Here is a 22,293-nt window from a genome sequence, read left to right as displayed (position 1 = left end):
ATTACTATAAATTAGCCGATGTTTGAAGCTACTATGGTTCAAATATTGATGGGACTTCAATTTCTTCAGGTAAAGGAAAAGAAATTACGAGATTAGCGATCGCCTTAATTCTTTCAAAATTTGCCACCACCCCATCAAAATATTCATCTCTTATCTGTAAATCCAACAATAACGCCATCTGCTTAACATACTCCTCCAACTCAAACTCTCGATTTTCCATCTCTCTTCCTTTGCGCTCTTTGCGTCCTTTGCGGTTCGTTATTCTAAATTTATAACTTCTTGTGGCAACTCAAATAAACCATCTTCCCCAGCAACAAAATCAATAACCCAATACACAGCATCAATATTCAACTCTCCATAAATATGAGGAAATAACTCTCCTATTTCCGCCTCTTCATCACGAATCTCAGCATGAACTTTTTCGGAATCAATAAAAAGTAGAACCAAACTTTTTTGATTCTTAAAAAATCTATTTGCAACTTTAACAATTTGTGTTGACCTAGAACAATGAATAAACCCTTCTAAATCGAGTGAATCAGCCCGATAACTGCCCAAGTTTTTTGCTTGTTCCCATTGTTGGCGTTGTGTGATGTGCAGAATAGTATTCATGTTGGTTGTATCATCTTACGAAGATCATCTAAAGGCGATTTTGGTTCATCAGGATAGAATTCTAACACTACATTAAAGTTTAGTTTGTCACGTTCTTTATAATTTGATGAATGAATATGTAGATACCTTTATATTGATTGTTCCTCCTTGCCAGCCTGTAGAGCCAACTCTCAAGATACTACATTTGATGCCTTGACTAGAAGATTGCCATGTGATGTTTTCAACTGGAAATTCGACTTCGTTTATACATAGTTTTTTGAAAATTATTGAAACTGAAGAATTACTATTTTCTTTTAATTCTGTATAAAATTTTCGACGAAAATTTTCAGTTATCAATTCTTTAAATTTACTAACTATATATGTATCTTTATTGAATAATAAAACATCAGTATTACAATCTAGTATTTGGCATATCTTGTTCATATTAATCCTCTTGTTCAATGTAAATAAAAAGTGTCTGTATGAGAATTGAAACTAACCGACTATTTTAATCTACTATTTTCCACATCAATTGGTAAAAATACTGATATTCAAATCACAAAATACAATCGCTCTACAACATTATTCTTTCAAACTTCATGCAGAGAGGCAAAGTTTTTTTGTATCTCTGCCTGAGGTAACTACAAATTCGGTGGAATGCAAACATCTGGCGCACACAACCCAACAAACTCCAATGTTGTTACCTCAAAAGTATTCAAATCCACACGTCGAATAACATGATTATTAGTATCGCTAATATATAGATATGAACCCAAAATACTCAATCCCGAAGGTTCAAAAAATCGAGTATTCTTACCCTGTCCATCTTGTAAACCAGCAGTACCGTCTCCTAAAATCGTTTGACAATTACCGCTAGGACTCACTAATTTAATTTTGTGATTGTAGCTATCCGCCACCCACAGAAAATTCTGTGCATATTCCACTCCCAAACAGTGCTGTAAACGAACATTTTCACCTTGCCCATCAAGATCACCAAAACCAAACAAATCTCCACTACCGCAAACAGTTCGTACTTGGTAAGGTTCTACAATTCCAACACCACGAATGGAACTAACTTCACTGTCAGCAATATATAATTCTTGCCCATTATGACTGATACCACTTGGTTGAGCAAACGCAGATTCAGCCAGCGAACCATCGATACACGCTTCTGCACCCATACCAGCATAAGGTTTAACAATGCCTGTTTCTAAATCCATCTGCCAGATTTGATGCGACCCTGCCATTGCAATGAACAAAGAATTTTCTACTTTCACTAAATCCCAAGGAGAATTCAGCGCAGTTTCTAAACTAACACCACCATGAAGTTGAATATTGCGGCTTTGTTCGCCAGTTCCCGCGATAGTTTCTACTACCTGGCGCTGCAAATCAACTCGCCGCAGTGCATGATTTTCTGTATCAGCAACATAAAGCATTTGATTTTCTGCATCAAATGTCATTCCCTGGGGTGCAAAAAATTGTGCTTCGTCAAAACTACCATCAGTTAAACCAGATTTACCAGTACCAATTAAGTGGAGAATTTCGCTATCAAAACTACTCATAACCAAGCGATGATGTCCAGAGTCAGCAATAAATAAACCCGCTTGGGCAGCTAGAACTTTACCAGGAAAAGCTAAAGGTGTAATTAACGGTTGGCGTTGTTTTTCTAAAGTCAAGGTAAGTTCTTGAAAATTAATCGTACCTTTGTTGCTGTGTTGCTGAATTAACTTTTGAATTAACTCTTCTAAAACGTTACGCTTTCCTTCACCAGAGACAGACCCAATTACATAACCTTCTGGGTCGATAATCATTAAAGTCGGCCAAGCACGCACAGCATACTCTTGCCAAACTCGAAAATCGATATCAACTACAACTGGGTGTTCGATGTCATAGCGCAAGATAGCTTGGCGGATATTTTCAGTTTCTTTTTCGTTATCAAATTTGCCAGAATGAACGCCGATAATAGTAAGGCTATCTTGATATTTTTGTTCTAGATATTTCAAGTCTGGCAGAATATGTAAACAGTTAATACAGCAGTATGTCCAAAAGTCTAAAATTACGACTCTACCTTTAAGTTGTTTGAGAGATAGAGGTTTATCTGTATTCAGCCAAGAATAATTTTGTGGTAATTCTGGCGCTCTTACACGAGGTATCATAAACTGTTCTCTGCTAAAGTTTGCTCATCCGTTTAACTTGCAATTCAAAGTAGTCATCATTGTACCGATAAAAATTAAACATAAAAAATCCAGATGACATCTGAAGATTATGTAAATCTAAATTCGCAAATAGTTAAACTTGATTTTTGTATATTACAGCCAATCTAGTGATTTAGCGTCAATTGAGGTATAATTCTCCTTTAAATTAGTACTGACCAAAAATTATGACCCCTGTCTATATTTCAGATTTAGACGGTACATTGCTTGGAAATAATGCAAAACTTTCTTCTTTCAGCAAGAAAGTTTTGGATGAACTTTTACAACAAGGACTACAGTTTACTGTAGCTAGTGCGCGTAGCGTTGTTTCTATGCAAACGATGTTGAAGGGTTTAAATCTTCGTCTCCCGGTTATCGAATTTAATGGTGCTTTCATTTCTGATTTTGATTCTGGCAGACACGAAATAATTAATTCTATTAGTCCTAATATAGTTGAAAGTATTTATAAACTCATTTTGGAGTTTGGCTGTGTTCCCTTTGTATCTAGTTTTAATGGTACAGAAGATTGCGTCTATTATAAAAATGTAATCAACGATGGTATGCGTTGGTATCTTAACGATCGCCTAACAAACAAAGACCGCAGATGGCGAACAATCGAAGATTTGACGCATTCTTTTAGCGATCGAGTCGTTTGTCTGACAGTGATTGGTCACGCACAACAACTGCTCGAACTTGAAAGTGCAATTATTGAAATACATAGAGGTAGTGTAGAGACACACTTGATTGAAAATCAATATTCTCCAGGTTGGTACTGGTTAACAATTCATGACTACAAAGCTACTAAAGACCAAGCTATTCAGACTTTAGTAGAAAATTATGGATTAAAAAAAAGTGACATTGTGGTGTTTGGCGATCAAATTAATGATATCAAAATGTTCAAAATTGCAGATTGCGCCATTGCAGTTGCTAACGCAGATCCCGAACTCAAACGTTACGCGACATTAGTAATTGGCTCCAACACAGAAGATAGCGTTGTTAAATACATTTGTCAGGATTGGTCAAACAGATATGCTGTTCAATTGAAGTCTGACATAACCTAGCATCGTGCATACACTATGGGTATTTAGCCAAGAGTAATTTGTCGTATTTCTGGGTCTCTGACACGAAGAATCAAAGTAAAAACAAATTTTGTCAGTTTCAAAAATTGTAACGAAAGCAGCTATTAATTGCCCAACTGCCATATTGGAAACGCACAAAAAGTTTCCGATACGGTTATGTATTATTTGAGAAGTTCTAAAGTTAATTTTGCGAAAACATTACCAAAGTTGCTACCTGCTTTATGTTTGTTGGGTTTGGTAGGTTGTCAACCAGCTCAAAGCCGAGTTGAGCCAAATACGTCATTCCAATCTCAAACACTTGTGGTTTCTGGACGAGGGATGGTAGATATTCCCAAAACAAATGCACGAGTTAGTTTAGGCGTTCAGGTGCAAGGTGAAACATCTGGACTTGTCCAACAGGAACTTGCTAAGCGATCGCAAGCAGTTGTTAACTTATTAAAAACGCGTCAAGATGTGACTAAATTAGAAACCACTAGTATCACTCTCAATCCCCGCTACGACCCAAAAGATGGTAAGCAAATTGGTTATTATGCAACTAATATTGTCCGCTTCCAAATTGCTCCAGAAAAAATTGGCGCTTTGTTAGATGAAGCAATTAAAACAGGAGCTACACGAATTGATGGTATAACATTAGTAGCATCTGATGAAGCGATCGCTGCTGCACAAAAACAAGCGATCGATGCAGCCTCGAAAGATGCTCGTTCTCAAGCAGATGCAGCTCTTAGTGCTTTGCAACTCAAGCAACAGGAAATTGTCAGCATTCAAATTAACGGCGCTCGTCCACCTATACCAGTACCAATGCAGATGGCTGACTTAATACAAAAAGCAGCTCCCATGAATTTAGCCAGTACACCTGTTGTTGCTGGAGAACAAAGAATAGAAGCTTTTGTAACGTTGCAAGTTCGCTATCAACCTACTCAAAATTAACTGCTTTACATAAACTAGAAATGGTTTAGGTAAATTGGCACAATAAAATCAAACTTTGTGAAAAAAATCAACTAGGCTAAAGTCTTTATCCCTATTGCCTTATCCCAACAACAATTATCACGCTGACTTACTTAACACCTTTGAAAGGACTTGATAAAGTAACTACAACAGAATTATCAGCTTGGGTACAACAAGCTAAAACCCAAGCTGAACAAGGACGACTTGCTGATCGCATTCCCCAATTAGCTTTGGCTAATCCCAATTGGTTTGCAGTTCACATCTGCTGCAAATCAGGAAAAACCATCAACTTTGGAGATACGGATTGTGTGTTTCCGCTGATGAGCATTATTAAAACATTTTCTCTACTTTATCTTTTAGAACATCTAGGAGCAGAAGCAGTTTTTGGCTGGGTTGGCGTGGAACCATCAGATTCACCCTTCAATTCTTTAGAACAATTAGTTAGCGATCGCGGCCGCCCCCGTAACCCGATGATTAATAGTGGGGCAATTACCCTCGCCGATAAGTTACCAGGAAAAGACGCTAGCGATCGCACTCTTTTATTTTGTGAATGGCTCAATCAATTAGCAGGTTGCCAACTATACTTAGACGAAGCTATGTTGACTTCAGTGCGATTAACACGCTCAAAAGCCAATCAAGCGATCGCTAATTATCTTGCCGAAATCGGACATCTCGAAAATTTGGAAACAGCACTTGACACCTATGAGCAAATATGCTGTATTTCGGGAAGAGTTGAAGATTTAGCCCTGTTAGGAAAACTCCTAGCTTTGGAACATAGCTGTGTATCTGCACAAAACCGCCGAATTGTCAATGCAGTAATGTCAACTTGTGGGCTTTATGAAGCTTCTGCGGAGTTTGCAGTGAGGATTGGTCTACCGATGAAATCTGGAATTGGCGGTGGACTTGTAGCAATAGTACCAGGTAAAGGGGCGATCGCTTGTTATAGCCCCGCCTTGGATACAGTAGGAAATCCTGTAGCGGGGCTTATTTTTGTCGAAGCGTTATCGCAAAACTTAGAGTTGAGTATCTTCGGTTAAATGAAGAATTTTACTTTTCCTGTTCCAGTGACGAATTTGATTCAGGTGTTGGTGTTACCTCTGGCTGTGGTTCTGGCGATGGCGTAACTGTTTCTGGCAGTATCGGTGGCGAACTCGGAGATGGCGCTACTATTACTTTTGGCGTAGGTGTATTAGCAGTTCGACGGTTGAAAAATCCGCCAAACCTGCGTTTTGCTGGCTCAGGCGCAACTTTTTCGGGTAACGGCGTTGATTCTGGAGTTGGCGTTAATTCTGGCTTTGGTTCTGGTTGGGTTCCTGCTGGTGGTGTAGCTTGTGGTATTGGGGTTAATATTGGCTGTGGTTCTGGTTGAGTTACTGCTGGTGGTGTAGCTTGTGGAATTGGCGTTACTTCTGGTTGTGGTTCTGGCGATGGTGTAACTGTTTCTGGCGCTGGAGACTCAATAATTTCTGGTAGCGTGGGTGGTGAACTTGGAGATGGGGTAACTGTTGTTTCTGGGGTGGGTGTCTTAGGTGCCCGACGGTTGAAAAATCCGCCAAATCTTGGTTTTGCTGGCTCAGGCGTAACTTTTTCTGGTAAAGGAGTTGATTCTGGAGTTGGCGTTACTGTTGGCTGTGGTTCTGGTGCAGGAGACTCGATAATATTTGGTGTTGGCGACAAGCTAGGAGATGGTACAGCCGTTGGAGGTTGTAATTTTGGTTGTTCTGGCTTTATTGGCTGTGTTTTCGATTCCTCTGGAACTTCAGTTTTAGGAATTGGCTGTATTTCAGGGGTTTTTTCAACAGCAGGGGTAGGTACTAATTTATAATTTGGGTCTACAATGCCACGTACCTCATTTGCTGTGAGTTCTCCTCTGGTAATTCTCGACAGAGTGTCCTTACCTTTTGGTTGGTAGTCAATCAGCCTAACTGTAGTATTAAAAGCATTTTTCAGAGGATTTCCCTGATTATCGAGAAATTCGAGTTTTACCCAATTTTTACCAGGCTTCCAACCTTTGAGGTAAATTGCTTGCCAGCGATCGAAAATAAAGCTTTCACCATTGATTGTGCAGCGGATACGCCAATCGCTAAATTCGTTCTTGGCATTTTCTGACGCAGCCAGATGCAAAGGAGCATTAGTTAGGTAAAAGTCAAGTAAGATTGGCTCTGCCCCGTAACTACTTTGAGGGCGGCTGTAGGTGAGCAACGGCAGATTAGGGGCTGGGTTGTTGTCGTCAGTTTTAGTAAAGACGTGAAATGTTGTCTGGGCATAAGCGCCTTCATTTTTAAAGCTTTCATGCCAAGGACGCGAAGCAAAGACGCGTAAGGTATGAGTACCTGGGGACAAGTCTGGCAAAACTAACGGCTGATTCAGGTCGTAAACAGGTATATAAGGTTGATTATCAACAACTACGTGTAGATGTGGCCCTAGTTGTAATTGTGAGTCTTTAAATATTGGTAAATCCTTCACTTGAAAGCGGGCTGTGACTTTGTTATCTGAAAAAACTTCATCAAATTTTGGAGTAACAATTGTCACTTGTGGCTGATAAACTTCCAAAATTGGACGTAATTCTTGGATAACAGCAGGCGGGGCAACTTCCGAAAATTCCTTAGAAACTTGAGAAATTCCACCAGCCTTTTCTTGGTTAACAATAGATATCTCCTGACTGCCAGCCTTATTGCCACAACTGGTTAAGCTACATACCAATACCAATACCATTACCCATCTGAAAATCGGAAAACTCCAAAGGAGGAGCTTCTGTAACGCTATTTTCTGCCAGAATTTCATGCCTTGCACCTCTTCGACATGTCCATAGGGAACTATAGCCCAAAAGTGGGGACGGGCATAGGGCATGGGGCATTGGGCATTGGGAGATGAGGGGAATCACAAACAAAGACAACAAGACAAACAGACAGATTGCAACAAATCTTATGACTTACGAAACTCTAAAAAATAAATTATTCAATTTCGCTCCTTCAAAACGACTTTCTCTCCCCCCTGCCCAATGCCCCATGCCCCATGCCCCTGCCCTAACCATCTTTTTTACGAATTGTTATCCTTTGTAAATTAAATGAATAATCTATTGACTTTTGGACAATTAGTTTGAACTTAAAAGGCATAAAACGCAGTTATTTCAGCGATTTTGAATTATTGTTAAAATATCTCCATCAATGTACAAGTGAAGACTTTATAATTCAACGAGAAACAACTCTCCACATGGGTCTTCACTGTGGCTTCAGCAAATCACTGGAGTGTGCGGTAAAACATTACTATGTGGTAATCATGATTCCTCATTCCTTATCAGAGAGGAGGTCGAATGGCAATAAGTCCTCCGGAGCGAGAGGAAAAAAAGGCAAGAGTAATCGTCGATAATGACCCGGTTCCTACCTCATTTGAGAGATGGGCAAAGCCTGGACACTTTGACAGATCTTTAGCCAGAGGTCCAAAAACCACTACATGGATTTGGAACCTTCACGCACTCGCCCACGATTTTGATACACATACAAGCGATTTAGAAGACATCTCCCGCAAGATATTCTCAGCACACTTTGGCCATTTAGCCGTAGTGACCATCTGGCTGAGCGGGATGATTTTCCACGGCGCGAAGTTCTCTAACTACGAAGCTTGGCTGAGCGACCCGTTAAACGTGAAGCCAAGTGCCCAAGTCGTTTGGCCCATTGTGGGACAAGACATTTTAAACGGTGATGTAGGCGGTGGTTTCCACGGCATTCAAATCACCTCTGGTTTATTCCAAGTATGGCGTGGCTGGGGTATCACAAACTCCTTCCAGCTTTACGTAACTGCGATCGGTGGCTTGGTATTAGCAGGCTTATTCTTATTTGCTGGCTGGTTCCACTACCACAAACGCGCTCCCAAACTGGAATGGTTCCAGAATGTGGAGTCGATGCTGAATCACCACTTACAAGTGTTGTTAGGTTGTGGTTCCTTGGGATGGGCAGGTCACTTAATTCACGTGTCTGCACCGACTAACAAGCTTTTGGATGCTGGGGTTGCTGTCAAAGATATACCCTTGCCCCACGAGTTCATCTTGAACAAAGACTTGTTGACGGAACTGTACCCAGGCTTTGCTGCTGGTTTAGCACCTTTCTTCACCTTGAATTGGGGTCAGTATGCTGACTTCCTCACCTTCAAGGGCGGTCTAAACCCAGTAACAGGCGGCTTGTGGCTGACAGATATTTCCCATCACCACTTAGCGATCGCAGTCCTGTTCATCATTGCTGGTCACCAGTACCGTACCAACTGGGGTATTGGTCACAGCATTAGAGAGATCCTGGAAAACCATAAAGGTCCTTTCACCGGTGAAGGTCACAAAGGTCTCTACGAAAACCTGACCACATCTTGGCACGCTCAGCTGGCAACTAACCTCGCCTTCCTGGGTTCGCTGACCATCATCATCGCGCACCACATGTACGCGATGCCGCCCTATCCATATTTGGCAACTGATTACGCTACACAGTTGTGCATATTCACTCACCATATTTGGATCGGTGGCTTCTTAATCGTTGGTGGAGCAGCTCACGCTGCCATCTTCATGGTGCGGGATTACGATCCAGTTGTGAATCAAAACAACTTGCTCGATCGCGTAATTCGTCACAGAGATGCGATTATTTCTCACCTGAACTGGGTGTCTATTTTCCTCGGCTTCCACAGCTTTGGACTTTACATCCACAACGACACAATGCGTGCATTGGGTCGTCCCCAAGACATGTTCTCTGATACGGCAATTCAATTGCAGCCAGTATTTGCCCAGTGGGTACAAAATATTCACGCCTTGGCTCCTGGAACAACTGCACCCAACGCCCTAGAACCAGTTAGCTATGTCTTTGGCGGCGGTATATTGGCTGTTGGCGGCAAGGTGGCAGCTGCGCCCATCGCTTTGGGTACAGCAGACTTCCTAATTCACCACATTCACGCCTTCACCATTCACGTCACCGTCCTAATCCTGCTCAAAGGTGTGCTGTTTGCCCGTAGCTCTCGTCTGATTCCAGACAAAGCAAACCTGGGCTTCCGCTTCCCCTGCGACGGACCTGGTCGTGGCGGTACCTGTCAAGTATCTGGTTGGGATCACGTATTCCTGGGACTGTTCTGGATGTATAACTCCCTGTCCATTGTAATTTTCCACTTCAGCTGGAAGATGCAATCAGATGTCTGGGGAACGGTAGATCCAGATGGAACTGTGACTCACATCACTGGTGGCAACTTTGCTCAAAGCGCCATCACGATCAATGGTTGGTTGCGTGATTTCTTGTGGGCACAAGCTACACAAGTCATCAACTCCTACGGCAGTGCGCTATCTGCTTATGGACTCATGTTCTTAGGCGCTCACTTTGTTTGGGCATTCAGCTTGATGTTCCTGTTCAGTGGTCGCGGCTACTGGCAAGAATTAATTGAGTCCATAGTTTGGGCGCATAATAAACTGAAGGTAGCACCAGCAATTCAGCCCCGTGCTCTGAGCATTATTCAGGGTCGCGCTGTAGGTGTAGCTCACTACCTTCTAGGAGGAATTGCTACTACTTGGGCATTCTTCCATGCACATATCCTTTCAGTAGGGTAGCAATCAGCAGAATTTTGGATTTTGGATTTTGCGGAAAGTCTGAGCGCCGGCTTCCGGCGATCAGAACTTTCTAAGACAGATTTTAGATTCAATCCAAAATCCAAAATCTAGAATCTAAAATTTCGCTGGTACTTGATGGCTAAAGGTCAGAGGAATTATTAAACCTATGGCAACAAAATTTCCAAAATTTAGCCAGGATCTCGCACAGGACCCGACTACTCGTCGGATATGGTATGCGATCGCCACAGGCAACGATTTTGAAACCCACGATGGCATGACAGAGGAAAATCTTTACCAAAAGATTTTCGCTACTCACTTCGGCCACTTGGCAATCATCTTCTTGTGGGCATCCAGCCTCCTGTTCCATGTAGCCTGGCAAGGTAACTTTGAACAGTGGATTAAAGATCCCCTTCACATCCGTCCCATCGCCCACGCGATTTGGGACCCCCACTTCGGCAAACCAGCAGTCGAAGCTTTCACCCAAGCTGGTGCTAGCAATCCAGTAAACATTACCTACTCTGGTTTGTACCACTGGTGGTACACAATCGGTATGCGGACAAATACTGAACTGTATAACGGTTCTGTATTCCTGTTGATATTCGCAGCTGTATTGTTGTTCGCTGGTTGGCTGCACTTGCAACCCAAGTTCCGTCCTAGCTTGGCATGGTTTAAGAGCGCTGAACATCGCCTAAACCATCACCTAGCAGGTCTGTTTGGTGTTAGTTCTTTGGCGTGGGCTGGTCACCTAATTCACGTTGCTGTTCCCGAAGCTCGCGGACAGCACGTAGGTTGGGATAACTTCCTCAATACCCCACCCCACCCAGCAGGTTTAACACCCTTCTTTACAGGTAACTGGGCTGTTTACGCTCAAAACCCTGACACACCTGGACATGTGTTTGGCACATCTCAAGGTGCAGGAACAGCAATTCTGACTTTCTTGGGTGGCTTCCATCCCCAGACAGAAGCTTTGTGGCTGACTGACATCGCTCATCACCACTTGGCGATCGCTGTATTATTCATCGTTGCCGGTCACATGTACCGCACAAACTTTGGGATTGGTCACAGTCTCAAAGAAGCCTTAAATGCCAAGAATTTCTTCGGTATTCCTGTTGAAGGCCCCTTCAACCTACCTCACCAAGGTATTTACGATACCTACAACAACTCCCTGCACTTCCAATTAGGTTGGCACCTAGCAGCTTTAGGTGTCGTGACCTCCTTGGTAGCACAGCACATGTACTCCATGCCTTCCTACGCATTTATTGCTAAGGACTATACAACCCAGGCAGCGTTGTACACGCATCACCAGTATATTGCTGGCTTCCTGATGCTTGGTGCTTTTGCTCACGGAGCAATCTTCTGGGTACGTGATTACGATCCAGAACAAAATAAAGGCAACGTTCTTGACCGCGTATTGAAGCATAAAGAAGCGATTATCTCCCACTTAAGCTGGGTATCCCTTTTCTTAGGCTTCCACACCCTGGGCTTGTACGTACACAACGATGTAGTAGTTGCTTTCGGCACTCCTGAAAAGCAAATCCTCATCGAGCCAGTGTTTGCTCAGTTCGTCCAAGCTGCTAACGGTAAGGTACTGTACGGTTTAGACACCTTGTTGTCTAACCCAGATAGTATTGCTTACACAGCATGGCCCAACTACGCTAACGTCTGGTTACCAGGCTGGCTAGATGCCATCAACGCTGGTACAAACTCGCTGTTCTTAACAATTGGCCCTGGCGACTTCTTGGTACACCATGCGATCGCCTTAGGTCTGCACACCACCACCTTGATTTTAGTCAAAGGTGCTTTGGATGCCCGTGGTTCTAAGCTGATGCCCGATAAAAAGGACTTCGGCTATGCCTTCCCTTGCGACGGCCCCGGTCGTGGCGGTACATGCGACATCTCTGCTTGGGATTCCTTCTACCTAGCTGCGTTCTGGATGCTCAACACCATTGGTTGGTTAACCTTCTACTGGCACTGGAAACATCTCGGTATTTGGCAAGGTAACGTTGCTCAGTTCAATGAGAACTCTACATACCTCATGGGCTGGTTCCGCGATTACCTGTGGGCAAACTCCGCTCAGTTGATTAACGGCTACAACCCCTACGGCGTGAATAACCTGTCTGTCTGGGCTTGGATGTTCCTATTTGGACACCTAGTTTGGGCTACCGGCTTCATGTTCTTGATCTCTTGGAGAGGTTACTGGCAAGAGTTGATCGAAACCCTTGTTTGGGCACACGAACGTACTCCTCTAGCTAACTTGGTTCGCTGGAAAGACAAGCCCGTTGCTCTGTCCATCGTTCAAGCTCGCGTAGTTGGTCTAGCTCACTTTGCAGTTGGTTATGTTGTAACTTACGCTGCATTCTTGATTGCTTCTACTGCTGGTAAGTTCGGTTAATTCGGCTCCTAGTTTTGTAGATAAGTAATAAAAATCCCCTGCCGCAAGGTGGGGGATTTTTTCTAAAATTGATTAAGTTTAAAATTACAGTAATAGAAGTTAAAAGTACTATAAAAATAACTGGAAATAAAGTGCAATTTCAACAAAAATCTATTCTCAAAGAAACTTGGTGGCTGATGTCATCTAGTTTTCCTAACTTAAATTGGGCAAGGTTAAGAACTTACGATGATTTATCCGCTGAAATATTAGATTGTGATGGTTCTAAATACACATTTTCTAATGAAGAAGAAGCACGTTATTTCTTAATGGAGGATGAATTCACGCAATTTGAATCACTTGATCGAGAAGATGAACAAGAAATCGGTATCTCGTTATCTCTCGTAGATATCCCAAAAGGAAAAAACGAAAGGGAGTTAATAGAAAAAATGTATGTAAAACAAACTGAAATACGAAATGAACACTAAACTTGTTGAATCACTCTTGCAAGTTATTCTATCTCTCTCTGATGAAGAGCGATCGCTATTGGAAGAAAAACTATTTTTCGATTCATCAGAGCCTTTAACTTTCTTGAAAATGAACCAGACATATACTCACTTGACGACGGAGAACCTATCTAATGTCTCTCCAAAAAGGTGATATCGTCTTAGTTCCATTTCCATTTACAGACTTGAGTGGAACAAAACTACGCCCTGGTTTAGTTTTATGGATAGACACTATAGGCGATGATGTCACTTTATGTTTTATTTCAGCTCAAAATATAAATAGTTTGAGTCCAGAAGAGTTTATCTTACAACCTTCAGATCCAGATTTTACTAGTACTGGATTACGGGTTGCTTCTAAAGTTAGGGTGACTCGAATAACTACCATAGAGCGTAGACTAATCACCAGAAGAATGGCCATTAAGTATTCCTAGAGCTGACGAACCCTTCAAAGTTTGTCTTGTAGTAGCAGATGAAATACAAACGCGAATCAGGCGATCGCAGTGATACTATGTATGGAAAATTAGATTGTGATCGCAGGAGTTACAAGGTGTCTATTCCCGAAATTACCGAAAAGCTACTAGCAGCAAAACAAGACAAAGGACTCAGCTTTGCCGATTTAGAAAAAATTCTCGGACGCGATGAGGTATGGATTGCTGCTTTAATCTACCGTCAAGCTAGTGCTTCACCAGAAGAAGCCAAGTTATTAGTTGAAGCATTGGGACTAGATGCGAACTATATTAACGAGTTGACAGAATATCCTGTAAAAGGATTAGGCCCAGTTGTACCAACTGACCCACTGATTTATCGTTTCTACGAAATTATGCAGGTGTACGGATTCCCAATTAAAGCCGTGATTCACGACAAATTCGGCGATGGGATTATGAGCGCCATTGATTTTACTTTAGATGTGGAAAAAGAAGAAGATCCCAAAGGCGATCCCGTTAAAATCACTATGTCTGGTAAATTTCTACCATACAAAAAGTGGTAATAGCAGACGTTCTCATACACAGGAATAAAAAGTTAATATAATTTTCTGTGTTACTCTGCCTCCCAATGAGAATTTTTTAAATAAAATATCGAGACAATATCAAAACAAGTTATAACTATAAAACTGAGATAACTTGATAAATCTTGCAACAAGAACCAATCACGCCAGCAAAAGAAATAATTTTTAATCCCTATTATACGCAGCAAAACGGAGCAGCATATTTAGGTGATAGCCTGAAACTGATTAAATTCATTGATGATAATAGTATTAATTTAATTCTCACCTCACCGCCATTCGCTCTCACACGCAAAAAAGAATATGGTAACGAAACTGCTGAAAAATATATCGAGTGGTTTCTGCCTTTTGCCTATCAATTTAAAAGAGTATTGGCAGATAATGGCTCATTTATACTGGATTTAGGCGGTGCTTATTTACCTGGTAATCCCGTCCGGAGTATTTATCAATACGAACTTTTAGTTAGATTATGTAAGGAAGTAGGATTGTTTCTGGCTCAAGAATTCTACCATTATAATCCGGCTCGACTGCCAACTCCTGCTGAGTGGGTGACAATCAGGCGCATTCGTGTCAAAGATTCAGTAAATATAGTTTGGTGGTTGTCCAAAACACCAAATCCTAAAGCAGATAATAAAAAAGTTTTAAAACCCTATAGCCAAAGTATGAAGCAATTACTTAAAAATGGCTATCAGGCTAAAATACGTCCTAGTGGACATGATATTTCTGATAAATTTCAAAAAGATAATCAAGGCGCAATTCCACCAAATCTGCTTGAAATTGCTAATACTGAATCAAATAGTTCTTATTTACGACGCTGCAAAACAGCAGAAATTAGACCCCATCCAGCACGCTTTCCTCAAGGATTCGCGGAGTTTTTCATCAAATTTTTAACTGATGAAGGTGATATGGTTTTAGATCCATTTGCAGGTTCTAATACAACTGGCTTTGTTGCTCAGAATCTCCAACGCCGATGGATTTCTTTTGAAATTAATGAGGATTATGTAATGGGAAGTCGTTATCGTTTTACTGAAGATTCAGACTATCTGAAGAGTCACGAATGAAAAATGAAGAGTTAAAGTTTATAACCCATAAATAATAGCTATTCACTTAAATTTCTCCATTCACTTGCATTTGATGAACTTGATCTGCCAACTCTTGACGACCTTGGTCATCTAGTTTATCAATCGCTAACATACCCATAAGAATAACTTCTTTCAGGGTTAAACGTGTCGAATGTGCCTGTTTTTGCACAATCTCCTTAATAATGGGACTAACACCAATCGCTGTACTAGCTCTAGCCACGGAAGAAAAAACACTAATGATTCAGCCTAAATCTTAGCACTTTCAATGAAGTTATTCTCTATAGTTAAAACTTAATTCAAATGTGTTTCAACTCATACTTCCACGAGCAAACATAAATTTCAAATTATCTACATAGAGAACTACAACGGAAGTACACAGTATTATCCTACCTTCAGAAAATTTTCGTTAGATCTCCGATCGCAGCATCAAACATAAAAACCAACTTTTGAATAAATTTAAGTATTGTCATCCGGGAGTGACAAGTATAGCGTTTGACAATCTCATTCCTCAGTCCAGAATAATCTCAAATTAACTGAGGTATAAATTTTGGAGAGTGAGTTCTTAAAGCTTAAGTATTTTTATTGAGAGTGGATGATTGAGATATTATATCAATACCATTAATAAGTAACTTTTCAGCTATTCTTCCAAAATTTCCACTAGCTCCTCAATGGTCACCTCAAAGGTGCGAGCCAATTTGTAGATAGCTGTAAAATCAACTGTTGTCATTGCTGAACGACGAGCATAACTTCTAACTGTGCTGTAAATTACCCCAGAACGATCGGAAACTTCCTTGAGTGTCCATCCTTTCTCTTGTGCTAGTTCTCGAATCTTCAATCTCACTAATCCCATATTTGATAACTGATGCATTTGCACCGCTTAATTTCATATGAGAAATCAAAAAGCTTTAAGCTTTTGCCTCTTGTAGTCAGACATCGCCTCTTGATTAATCAAACTCTTATGAGTATCGCTACAGCTTACTGAAATTTAGAAACCTGAAATTAAATGCTTATTCCGTATATTAGCAACACCAAAAGCAAAAACCTCTATCCTGAGATTGTCAAAAATCATCTACCAATCACCAAGTTTGGAACCACTTGCAATATTTGTCACAAAGAACTTGTGGTAAGTCATCCTTTAGTAAAAATATTTCTTTAAGTCAAAAGTATTCTCATAAACCCGACTCATCTACCACCGGGAAAACCCTAGTTTAAAGAGATCGTAAATTGTCCAATATAATCTCGTGAACACGCTTTACAGAACTATACAGTGTAAATAAGAATAATAATTTGACCTAAGTAAAATTATCCTGAATACAGCCAACTAATGCTGTCATAGGAAAAAGCAGTGAGTAGAGGAGAGACAAAGCGATGAGGGATCCTTATCTGTTGGCAGCAGGCTTGTTAACAGGATTGGCAATACCAGCATCGGCTCTTCCACACCTGTCGATTGTCTTGCCGCAAAATTCTAGATTTCTTTGGGATTTAAAACAAGGTTCCCCGACAATAGTCAGTACAAAAATTATCAACAGCGTCGATTTTTCCTTACCGGAACTTAGTGGTCAAGTGCTGCAACCCTTAGAAAGTTTGCAGCCGGCAGCAAGTGAGCAAAACATCAACAGTATTGACTCCTTATCACCAGAACTTAGTAGCCAAGGATTACCAGCTCCCACAAAAGAGTCATCCACAGAAGATTCATCACTCAACCCCAGCGCTCAAGCAGCTACTTTCTCACTGACATCTGGCAATCAGCTTTACTACCAAAGATTGGCAGCTCTGAAAACAGGTCAGATTTATACACGCGGGGATAGCGATAATTTGCAATCATTGTGGGAGTCAATCAAGAAGCGTCAACTAACTTATGAAGACTGGAAAAGTTTACTAGCTTTAGAAGCCAGAGCCATCGCCCAAGGTCAAGGTACAAATCACCTGAGTATTTTAGTTGGTGATTCGCTAAGTATGTGGTTTCCCAGAGAAAAATTACCTAGTGGTAAATTATGGCTCAATCAAGGCATATCTGGAGATACTTCCGCTGGGGTTTTAAAAAGATTAGGGGCATTTTCAGCAACCAGGCCAGATGTAATTTACATAATGGCTGGGATTAACGACTTACGAAAAGGCGATAGCGATCGCGCAATTTTGAGTAATTATCGCCGAATTGTCCGCCGCTTACGACAGAATCACCCCCAAACTCAAATTATTGTCCAATCCATTTTGCCGACTCGCTTACCAAAACTCTCCAATAGCCGCATTCGTAACATCAACACCCAACTAGCTAAAATTGCCAAAGAAGAAGGCGCGAATTATCTCAATATCTATAGTTGGTTTTCAGATATGGAAGGTAATTTACGTCAAGAGTTAACCACAGACGGCTTGCATCTTTCCCAAGAGGGGTATGATGTGTGGCGATCGGCACTACAGCAGATAGAATACAAACTGACTCAGCATAAGAATTAAGCGATCGCTTCTCTTTTTGATGCAATCCATTGGTAGCGATCGTTGAGTTACAGTGGTTGCCAACTTTGTTTTAAAGCAAGGAGCGAAGTTATTGCAGATTCATCCCCTAGCAGAAATTGGACATACTAACCAAAGCCTTGTTGAGTCAACGACTAACAAACAACTGTGTCTAAAAGCTAAAAAAATCTTACACTTTAACGCCCACAGCTTCCCGATTTAAAACTTGATTCAACTTACCGCTACGATATCCTTCTAAATCCAAGGTTACGTAAATAAATCCAAAATCTTGAAATGCGTCAACTAATATTTGTAAATCAGTTTTTAACACAAACTCTTTAATTTGTTCTGGTGGTAATTCAATACGTGCTGTATCGCCTTCGGATCGTACCCGTAAATTCTGCCAACCCAGCTTTCTCAAGAAAATTTCCGCTCTACCAACTCGTTGCAACTTAGCTACAGTAATTTCTTCACCGTAAGGAAAGCGAGAACTCAAACAAGGTTGAGCAGGTTTATCCCACCAAGGTAAACCTAGTTCTTGCGAAAGTTGCCGGACTTCAACTTTGCTCAGACCCACTTCTGCTAAAGGCGATCGCGCACCTCTTTCTTTCGCCGCCTGAATTCCTGGGCGATAATCATGCAAATCATCGCCATTCACCCCATCCACAACATAGGGATAACCCAACTCTAAAGCCAAGGGTTTAAGAGTATCGTGCAATTCACTTTTGCAAAAATAACAGCGGTTTACTGGGTTAGAGGTGTAATTGGGATTCTCCATTTCGTGAGTTTGGACGATTTGATGACGAATCCCAATAGTTGCTGCTTGAATTTTGGCGTCTTCTAACTCTTCTGGCAACAGCGAAGGGGAAACAGCAGTCACAGCCAAAGCGCGATCGCCCAACACATCATAAGCAATTTTCGCAACCAAAGTGCTATCAACGCCGCCAGAGTAGGCAATTAACGCCTGCTCCATTTCTTGAAATAAAGCTTTTAATTGGTCAAATTTTTCTGTCAGCATCATTCATCAACCCCGCCATAACCTGATACCACCCAACAAATCCTATTGTAGTCATTAGTTTACGGGCATGGGGCAAGCAGGAAGTGTGGGAGGGGTGGGAGGTGTGGGAGGGGTGGAAGGTGTGGGAGGTGTGGGAGGTGTGGGAGGTGTGGGAGGATGGGGAAGCATTAATTCTCTTTCCCCCCACACTCCCCTCTCTTCCCACACTCCCCACACTCCCCACACTCCCCACACTCCCCTCTCTCCCCTCTCTCCCCACACTCCCCACACTTCCCCATCTCCCCACTCCCCTTGTCCCCTTGTCCCCCTACTCCCCATCATTCAACTGTGGTACTTTACTATACTTAGCTACCAAACTGGCTAAGAGTGGTAAATCAATTGGTTTAGAAATATAATCATTGACTCCAGCGGCAATACAAGTTTCGCGATCGCCTTTCATCGCCATTGCTGTTTGGGCAATCACTGGAATATTCTGATACTGGGGATTTTCTCGTAGTTCCTGCACCAACTTCAGACCATTTCCATCTGGCAGGTAAACGTCCATTAAAATTACTGCTGGCTCTTGCTGTGTTAAAGCTTCCCACATTTTTGCAGCACTCTTAGCCCAAGTCACTTTATATCCCAATTTAGATAGGTATATTTGCATCAAATCACCGTTGGGTAAGTCATTTTCTACCAGCAATATGTGAGGAGAGGAACTAGGAGTCACAACCAAATTAGATAAAAAACATTTTGCTTCCTCTGCTTCCTCTGCTCCCCCTGCTTCCTCTGCTTCCTCTACTTTCTTCAGGGGAAGCACAAGCATAAAACGTGAACCCCGATCTACTTCAGATTCCACTTTCACCGAACCACCGTGAATTTCGGCGAGTTTGCGAGTCACTGTTAAACCCAAACCAGTACCTTCAACACCTGCTACAGCGTTAGCAATTTGAAAATAGGGATGAAAAAGTAGAGCTTGGTCTTCTGGAGATATACCAGTACCAGTATCCCAAACTGTAAAATGCACAAATACTCCTTCGCTAGCAACCCGTAAGCCAACACTGCCTTTGCTAGTGAACTTTAAAGCGTTGAAGAGTAAATTCAACAGCATTTGCTTGAGTCGTAAAGGATCGGCTACTAAAGTTGTGATATCAGGGTCGAGTTCTAGGACTAGTTTCAAACCTTTATTAGCGGCTTTTTCTTTCACCAGTGCCAAAACATTGCTACACAGCAGTGGGACATCTACTGTTTCCCACTGTACTTCTAGCTGATTAGCTTCAATTTTAGAGAGATCTAAAATATCATTAATCAGAGCTAGCAAGTGCTTGCCGCTAGACTGAATGATATTTAAATACTCTTGCTGACGTTCTTTACTAGGCTCGTAGCCTTGAGCTAACAGCAGGTGGGTAAACCCGATAATCGAACTCAGTGGAGTACGAATTTCGTGACTGGTGTTTGCCAAAAACTGATTTTTGAGTTGATTAGTGCGCTCTAATTCTTCATTAGAGCTACTTAGCTGTTCATACCGTTGCTGCCAAGATAGAATGTGCCTCAGTTGCAGCAAAGCTGTATTACACTGCTTCGTAGACCTGGCCATGAATTGCGATCTCAGCTGAGCTTGCGATGCTATGAGTGGCTCAGAATCAGAGCCTAGCGGTGCTGTGGCGATAACTAGCCAGCCGATGACGCCACCAGAATCATCAGTTAACCGCCAAGCACTCGGTATTTGTTGATTTTCAAGCTGCTGCAAATCTTTGATTTCTATGGTCTGTTGCAATCTCAATGGCAGCTTTTTTTGTGCTGTCACTCTTACTTCCAACAGTGGAGCTTGTGAGCCGGAAAATGGGGAACGAGAAACATAGCAAACTGTAGCAAATGTCTGGCGTGGCTCAAGCAGAGCCACACCTACAGCAAACTGGACAAACGCCACATGACTGTTGTCCACAGCAGTGTTAATCTGGTCGATCGCAGTTTGGAAAATTTCTGCTTCTGCGGCTAGCGACTGTGAGACAGTATTACAAGCAGAAAGCAGGCAATCATTCAGGCGACTTTGCAACTGGTTTAAACTTTTCTCCAGCCACAAATCGGCGCGGACTTGTTGAATTGTTGTCAAAAGTTTTGGCGTTGCATCTATCTGTGAGTTCTGTTCTGGTAAGCTTGAATACTGCTGCATGGTCAACTAGACCGCTGAACAAGTTTAGCTTCGCATAAAAATCCGACTAGGATTTTATGTTATGTGGGCGGGCAATCCTTTTTTATTTATAAACCATAACTTATGGTGTCGGGTTTAGCACCTAAACCTAAAAAAAATATTGTACGAAGGAATGATTTCAAAATTTTTTCTGGCAACTTCAGACTTATGGATATACAATTTGCCCAATTAATCGTCAATGGAATTGCAGTGGGGAGTATTATTGCTCTAGCCGCAGTTGGACTCACACTCACCTATGGAATTTTACGTTTATCTAACTTTGCTCATGGTGACTTTCTCACTTTAGGAGCTTATCTCACTTGGCTAATCAACAGCATTGGAGTCAATATTTGGCTGTCCACGATTCTCGCAGCAGGAGGAACAGTAGCGGTAATGCTGTTATCAGAAAAGTTACTCTGGTCAAGAATGCGCTCCATTCGTGCTACCTCCACCACGCTGATTATTATCTCTATCGGACTTGCCTTATTTCTTCGCAATGGAATCATTTTTATCTGGGGTGGCAAGAACCAAAATTATGATTTACCTGTGACTCCAGCTTTAGATATCTTTGGCTTGAAAGTGCCGCAAAATCAATTATTGGTATTGGGGTTGGCAGTGCTAGCAATTTTAGGATTGCACTATCTCTTGCAAAACACCAAAATTGGTAAAGCTATGCGAGCAGTTGCTGACGATCTAGATTTAGCCAGGGTCTCAGGTATCAATGTTGACCGAGTAATCTTTTGGACTTGGCTGATTGCTGGCACTCTTACATCATTGGGTGGCAGTATGTATGGGTTAATTACAGCCGTGCGCCCGAATATGGGATGGTTTTTAATTTTACCGTTATTTGCCTCAGTGATTTTGGGAGGGATTGGCAACCCCTACGGTGCGATCGCCGCAGCTTTTATCATTGGCATTGTCCAAGAAATTAGCACTCCTTGGCTGGGTTCTCAATATAAACAAGGTGTAGCACTGTTAATCATGATTTTAGTGCTGCTCATTCGTCCCAAAGGTTTATTCAAAGGAACGATTTGAGCAGCACCTATCCACTTCTAACTACTCAATAATGTGGAAATACCAGGCTGCTACCAGGAAATTGATAGCTAACAAGAACAGTGCCCAGCCTGTGCGATAGGGGTAGGGAGGTTTAGCTCCACTGTCGGCAACTGGTAAATCTCTGTTTTTAGCAGTCATAATGCGATTCTCCTAATGTCAGGACTTTTTAAGAAATACCAAATTATGTGTACCAATCCCCCAAATTCTTTAGAAATATTTGAAGTTTGGGCATTGGGCACTTGTACTGAGCTTGTCCTGAGCGT

Annotated in this window: 25 protein-coding genes; 13 read left to right on the top strand and 12 right to left on the bottom strand. The window is 41.8% G+C overall.

From position 1 onward, the window contains the following. Positions 1-31: 31 nt before the first annotated feature. The 5 genes from H6H03_RS05055 to H6H03_RS05035 all read right to left on the bottom strand — a co-directional run bounded on the left by H6H03_RS05055 (position 32) and on the right by H6H03_RS05035 (position 2,744). A complete protein-coding gene (locus H6H03_RS05055) occupies positions 32-220 on the bottom strand; it encodes a DUF4089 domain-containing protein (RefSeq protein ID WP_190954042.1) in 189 nt (62 codons plus the stop codon). A 38-nt stretch (positions 221-258) separates the two neighbouring features. After that, positions 259-609, bottom strand: coding sequence for a DUF952 domain-containing protein (locus H6H03_RS05050; RefSeq protein WP_190954041.1), 351 nt, complete (start codon positions 607-609; stop codon positions 259-261). Next, positions 606-677: a hypothetical protein gene (locus H6H03_RS41955; RefSeq protein ID WP_390841820.1), complete on the bottom strand. Its 72-nt coding sequence runs from the start codon at positions 675-677 to the stop codon at positions 606-608. Before H6H03_RS41955 ends, H6H03_RS05050 begins: the two co-directional genes overlap by 4 nt. A 28-nt stretch (positions 678-705) precedes the next feature. Next, entirely contained in the window at positions 706-1,032 is a 327-nt protein-coding gene (locus H6H03_RS41950; RefSeq protein WP_190954040.1) for a KGK domain-containing protein, read from the bottom strand. A 197-nt stretch (positions 1,033-1,229) separates the two neighbouring features. Next, the gene (locus H6H03_RS05035; protein ID WP_190954039.1) at positions 1,230-2,744 is read right to left on the bottom strand and encodes a thioredoxin-like domain-containing protein; all 1,515 of its coding nucleotides are present in this window, start codon (positions 2,742-2,744) and stop codon (positions 1,230-1,232) included. A 224-nt stretch (positions 2,745-2,968) separates the two neighbouring features. Between H6H03_RS05035 and H6H03_RS05030 the strand changes: the two genes are divergently transcribed. From H6H03_RS05030 to glsA, 3 genes are all read left to right on the top strand, one after another. Then, a complete protein-coding gene (locus H6H03_RS05030) occupies positions 2,969-3,841 on the top strand; it encodes an HAD family hydrolase (protein WP_190954038.1) in 873 nt (290 codons plus the stop codon). Between the two features lie 174 nt (positions 3,842-4,015). Further along, the gene (locus H6H03_RS05025) at positions 4,016-4,786 is read left to right on the top strand and encodes an SIMPL domain-containing protein (protein ID WP_190954037.1); all 771 of its coding nucleotides are present in this window, start codon (positions 4,016-4,018) and stop codon (positions 4,784-4,786) included. A gap of 140 nt (positions 4,787-4,926) precedes the next feature. Continuing rightward, positions 4,927-5,841, top strand: coding sequence for a glutaminase A (gene glsA / locus H6H03_RS05020; protein ID WP_190954036.1), 915 nt, complete (start codon positions 4,927-4,929; stop codon positions 5,839-5,841). Between the two features lie 10 nt (positions 5,842-5,851). On the opposite strand, the gene H6H03_RS05015 is transcribed toward glsA, so the two are convergent. Continuing rightward, complete coding sequence (locus tag H6H03_RS05015) at positions 5,852-7,588, bottom strand: hypothetical protein (RefSeq protein WP_190954087.1); 1,737 nt, start codon at positions 7,586-7,588, stop codon at positions 5,852-5,854. Continuing rightward, positions 7,497-7,688, bottom strand: a complete 192-nt coding sequence (locus tag H6H03_RS05010; RefSeq protein WP_190954096.1) for a hypothetical protein — start codon at positions 7,686-7,688, stop codon at positions 7,497-7,499. The genes H6H03_RS05015 and H6H03_RS05010 overlap by 92 nt, the downstream gene beginning before the upstream one ends. A gap of 429 nt (positions 7,689-8,117) precedes the next feature. Here H6H03_RS05010 and psaA point away from each other — a divergent pair, with 429 nt between their 5' ends. The 7 genes from psaA to H6H03_RS04975 all read left to right on the top strand — a co-directional run bounded on the left by psaA (position 8,118) and on the right by H6H03_RS04975 (position 15,314). Then, the gene (gene psaA, locus H6H03_RS05005) at positions 8,118-10,376 is read left to right on the top strand and encodes a photosystem I core protein PsaA (protein ID WP_190954035.1); all 2,259 of its coding nucleotides are present in this window, start codon (positions 8,118-8,120) and stop codon (positions 10,374-10,376) included. Positions 10,377-10,542: 166 nt separating this feature from the next. After that, the gene (psaB, locus tag H6H03_RS05000) at positions 10,543-12,768 is read left to right on the top strand and encodes a photosystem I core protein PsaB (RefSeq protein WP_190954034.1); all 2,226 of its coding nucleotides are present in this window, start codon (positions 10,543-10,545) and stop codon (positions 12,766-12,768) included. A 68-nt stretch (positions 12,769-12,836) separates the two neighbouring features. Beyond that, positions 12,837-13,232, top strand: coding sequence for a hypothetical protein (locus tag H6H03_RS04995; protein WP_190954033.1), 396 nt, complete (start codon positions 12,837-12,839; stop codon positions 13,230-13,232). After that, complete coding sequence (locus tag H6H03_RS04990) at positions 13,222-13,404, top strand: hypothetical protein (RefSeq protein ID WP_190954095.1); 183 nt, start codon at positions 13,222-13,224, stop codon at positions 13,402-13,404. Before H6H03_RS04995 ends, H6H03_RS04990 begins: the two co-directional genes overlap by 11 nt. Then, the gene (locus tag H6H03_RS04985) at positions 13,385-13,681 is read left to right on the top strand and encodes a type II toxin-antitoxin system PemK/MazF family toxin (RefSeq protein ID WP_190954032.1); all 297 of its coding nucleotides are present in this window, start codon (positions 13,385-13,387) and stop codon (positions 13,679-13,681) included. Before H6H03_RS04990 ends, H6H03_RS04985 begins: the two co-directional genes overlap by 20 nt. Positions 13,682-13,797: 116 nt before the next feature. Beyond that, positions 13,798-14,238, top strand: coding sequence for a cyanase (cynS, locus tag H6H03_RS04980; RefSeq protein ID WP_313931794.1), 441 nt, complete (start codon positions 13,798-13,800; stop codon positions 14,236-14,238). A 143-nt stretch (positions 14,239-14,381) separates the two neighbouring features. Continuing rightward, positions 14,382-15,314, top strand: a complete 933-nt coding sequence (locus H6H03_RS04975) for a DNA-methyltransferase (RefSeq protein ID WP_190954031.1) — start codon at positions 14,382-14,384, stop codon at positions 15,312-15,314. Positions 15,315-15,360: 46 nt separating this feature from the next. Here the strand turns inward: H6H03_RS04975 and H6H03_RS04970 are convergent, their stop codons facing one another. Together H6H03_RS04970 and H6H03_RS04965 are read right to left on the bottom strand one after the other, a co-directional pair. Continuing rightward, positions 15,361-15,555: a hypothetical protein gene (locus tag H6H03_RS04970; RefSeq protein WP_073640193.1), complete on the bottom strand. Its 195-nt coding sequence runs from the start codon at positions 15,553-15,555 to the stop codon at positions 15,361-15,363. Between the two features lie 417 nt (positions 15,556-15,972). Further along, positions 15,973-16,185 carry a helix-turn-helix domain-containing protein gene (locus tag H6H03_RS04965; protein WP_190954085.1) on the bottom strand — a complete coding sequence of 71 codons (213 nt, stop codon included), beginning with the start codon at positions 16,183-16,185 and terminating at the stop codon, positions 15,973-15,975. 518 nt (positions 16,186-16,703) lie between these two features. Between H6H03_RS04965 and H6H03_RS04960 the strand changes: the two genes are divergently transcribed. After that, the gene (locus H6H03_RS04960; protein WP_190954030.1) at positions 16,704-17,789 is read left to right on the top strand and encodes an SGNH/GDSL hydrolase family protein; all 1,086 of its coding nucleotides are present in this window, start codon (positions 16,704-16,706) and stop codon (positions 17,787-17,789) included. Positions 17,790-17,976: 187 nt separating this feature from the next. Here H6H03_RS04960 and larE read toward each other — a convergent pair whose 3' ends face one another. Beyond that, positions 17,977-18,807, bottom strand: coding sequence for an ATP-dependent sacrificial sulfur transferase LarE (larE, locus tag H6H03_RS04955; protein WP_190954029.1), 831 nt, complete (start codon positions 18,805-18,807; stop codon positions 17,977-17,979). 64 nt (positions 18,808-18,871) lie between these two features. Here larE and H6H03_RS04950 point away from each other — a divergent pair, with 64 nt between their 5' ends. Next, on the top strand, positions 18,872-19,168 hold the full coding sequence (locus H6H03_RS04950; protein WP_190954028.1) for a hypothetical protein: 297 nt from the start codon (positions 18,872-18,874) through the stop codon (positions 19,166-19,168). Here the strand turns inward: H6H03_RS04950 and hrmK are convergent. Next, positions 19,112-20,956 carry a hybrid histidine kinase/response regulator HrmK gene (gene hrmK / locus H6H03_RS04945; RefSeq protein WP_190954027.1) on the bottom strand — a complete coding sequence of 615 codons (1,845 nt, stop codon included), beginning with the start codon at positions 20,954-20,956 and terminating at the stop codon, positions 19,112-19,114. The genes H6H03_RS04950 and hrmK overlap by 57 nt on opposite strands. Positions 20,957-21,142: 186 nt before the next feature. On the opposite strand from hrmK, the gene H6H03_RS04940 reads away from it, so the two are divergent. After that, complete coding sequence (locus H6H03_RS04940; protein WP_190954026.1) at positions 21,143-22,009, top strand: branched-chain amino acid ABC transporter permease; 867 nt, start codon at positions 21,143-21,145, stop codon at positions 22,007-22,009. Between the two features lie 21 nt (positions 22,010-22,030). Here the strand turns inward: H6H03_RS04940 and psaX are convergent, their stop codons facing one another. Beyond that, the gene (gene psaX, locus H6H03_RS04935) at positions 22,031-22,168 is read right to left on the bottom strand and encodes a photosystem I protein PsaX (protein ID WP_096535906.1); all 138 of its coding nucleotides are present in this window, start codon (positions 22,166-22,168) and stop codon (positions 22,031-22,033) included. Positions 22,169-22,293 lie beyond the last annotated feature (125 nt).

Origin of the sequence: Nostoc paludosum FACHB-159, from assembly GCF_014698835.1 — a bacterium.
Classification (GTDB): domain Bacteria; phylum Cyanobacteriota; class Cyanobacteriia; order Cyanobacteriales; family Nostocaceae; genus Nostoc; species Nostoc paludosum.
Note: the sequence above shows the minus strand (reverse complement) of the source record. Positions and strands in the feature narration are given on the sequence as shown.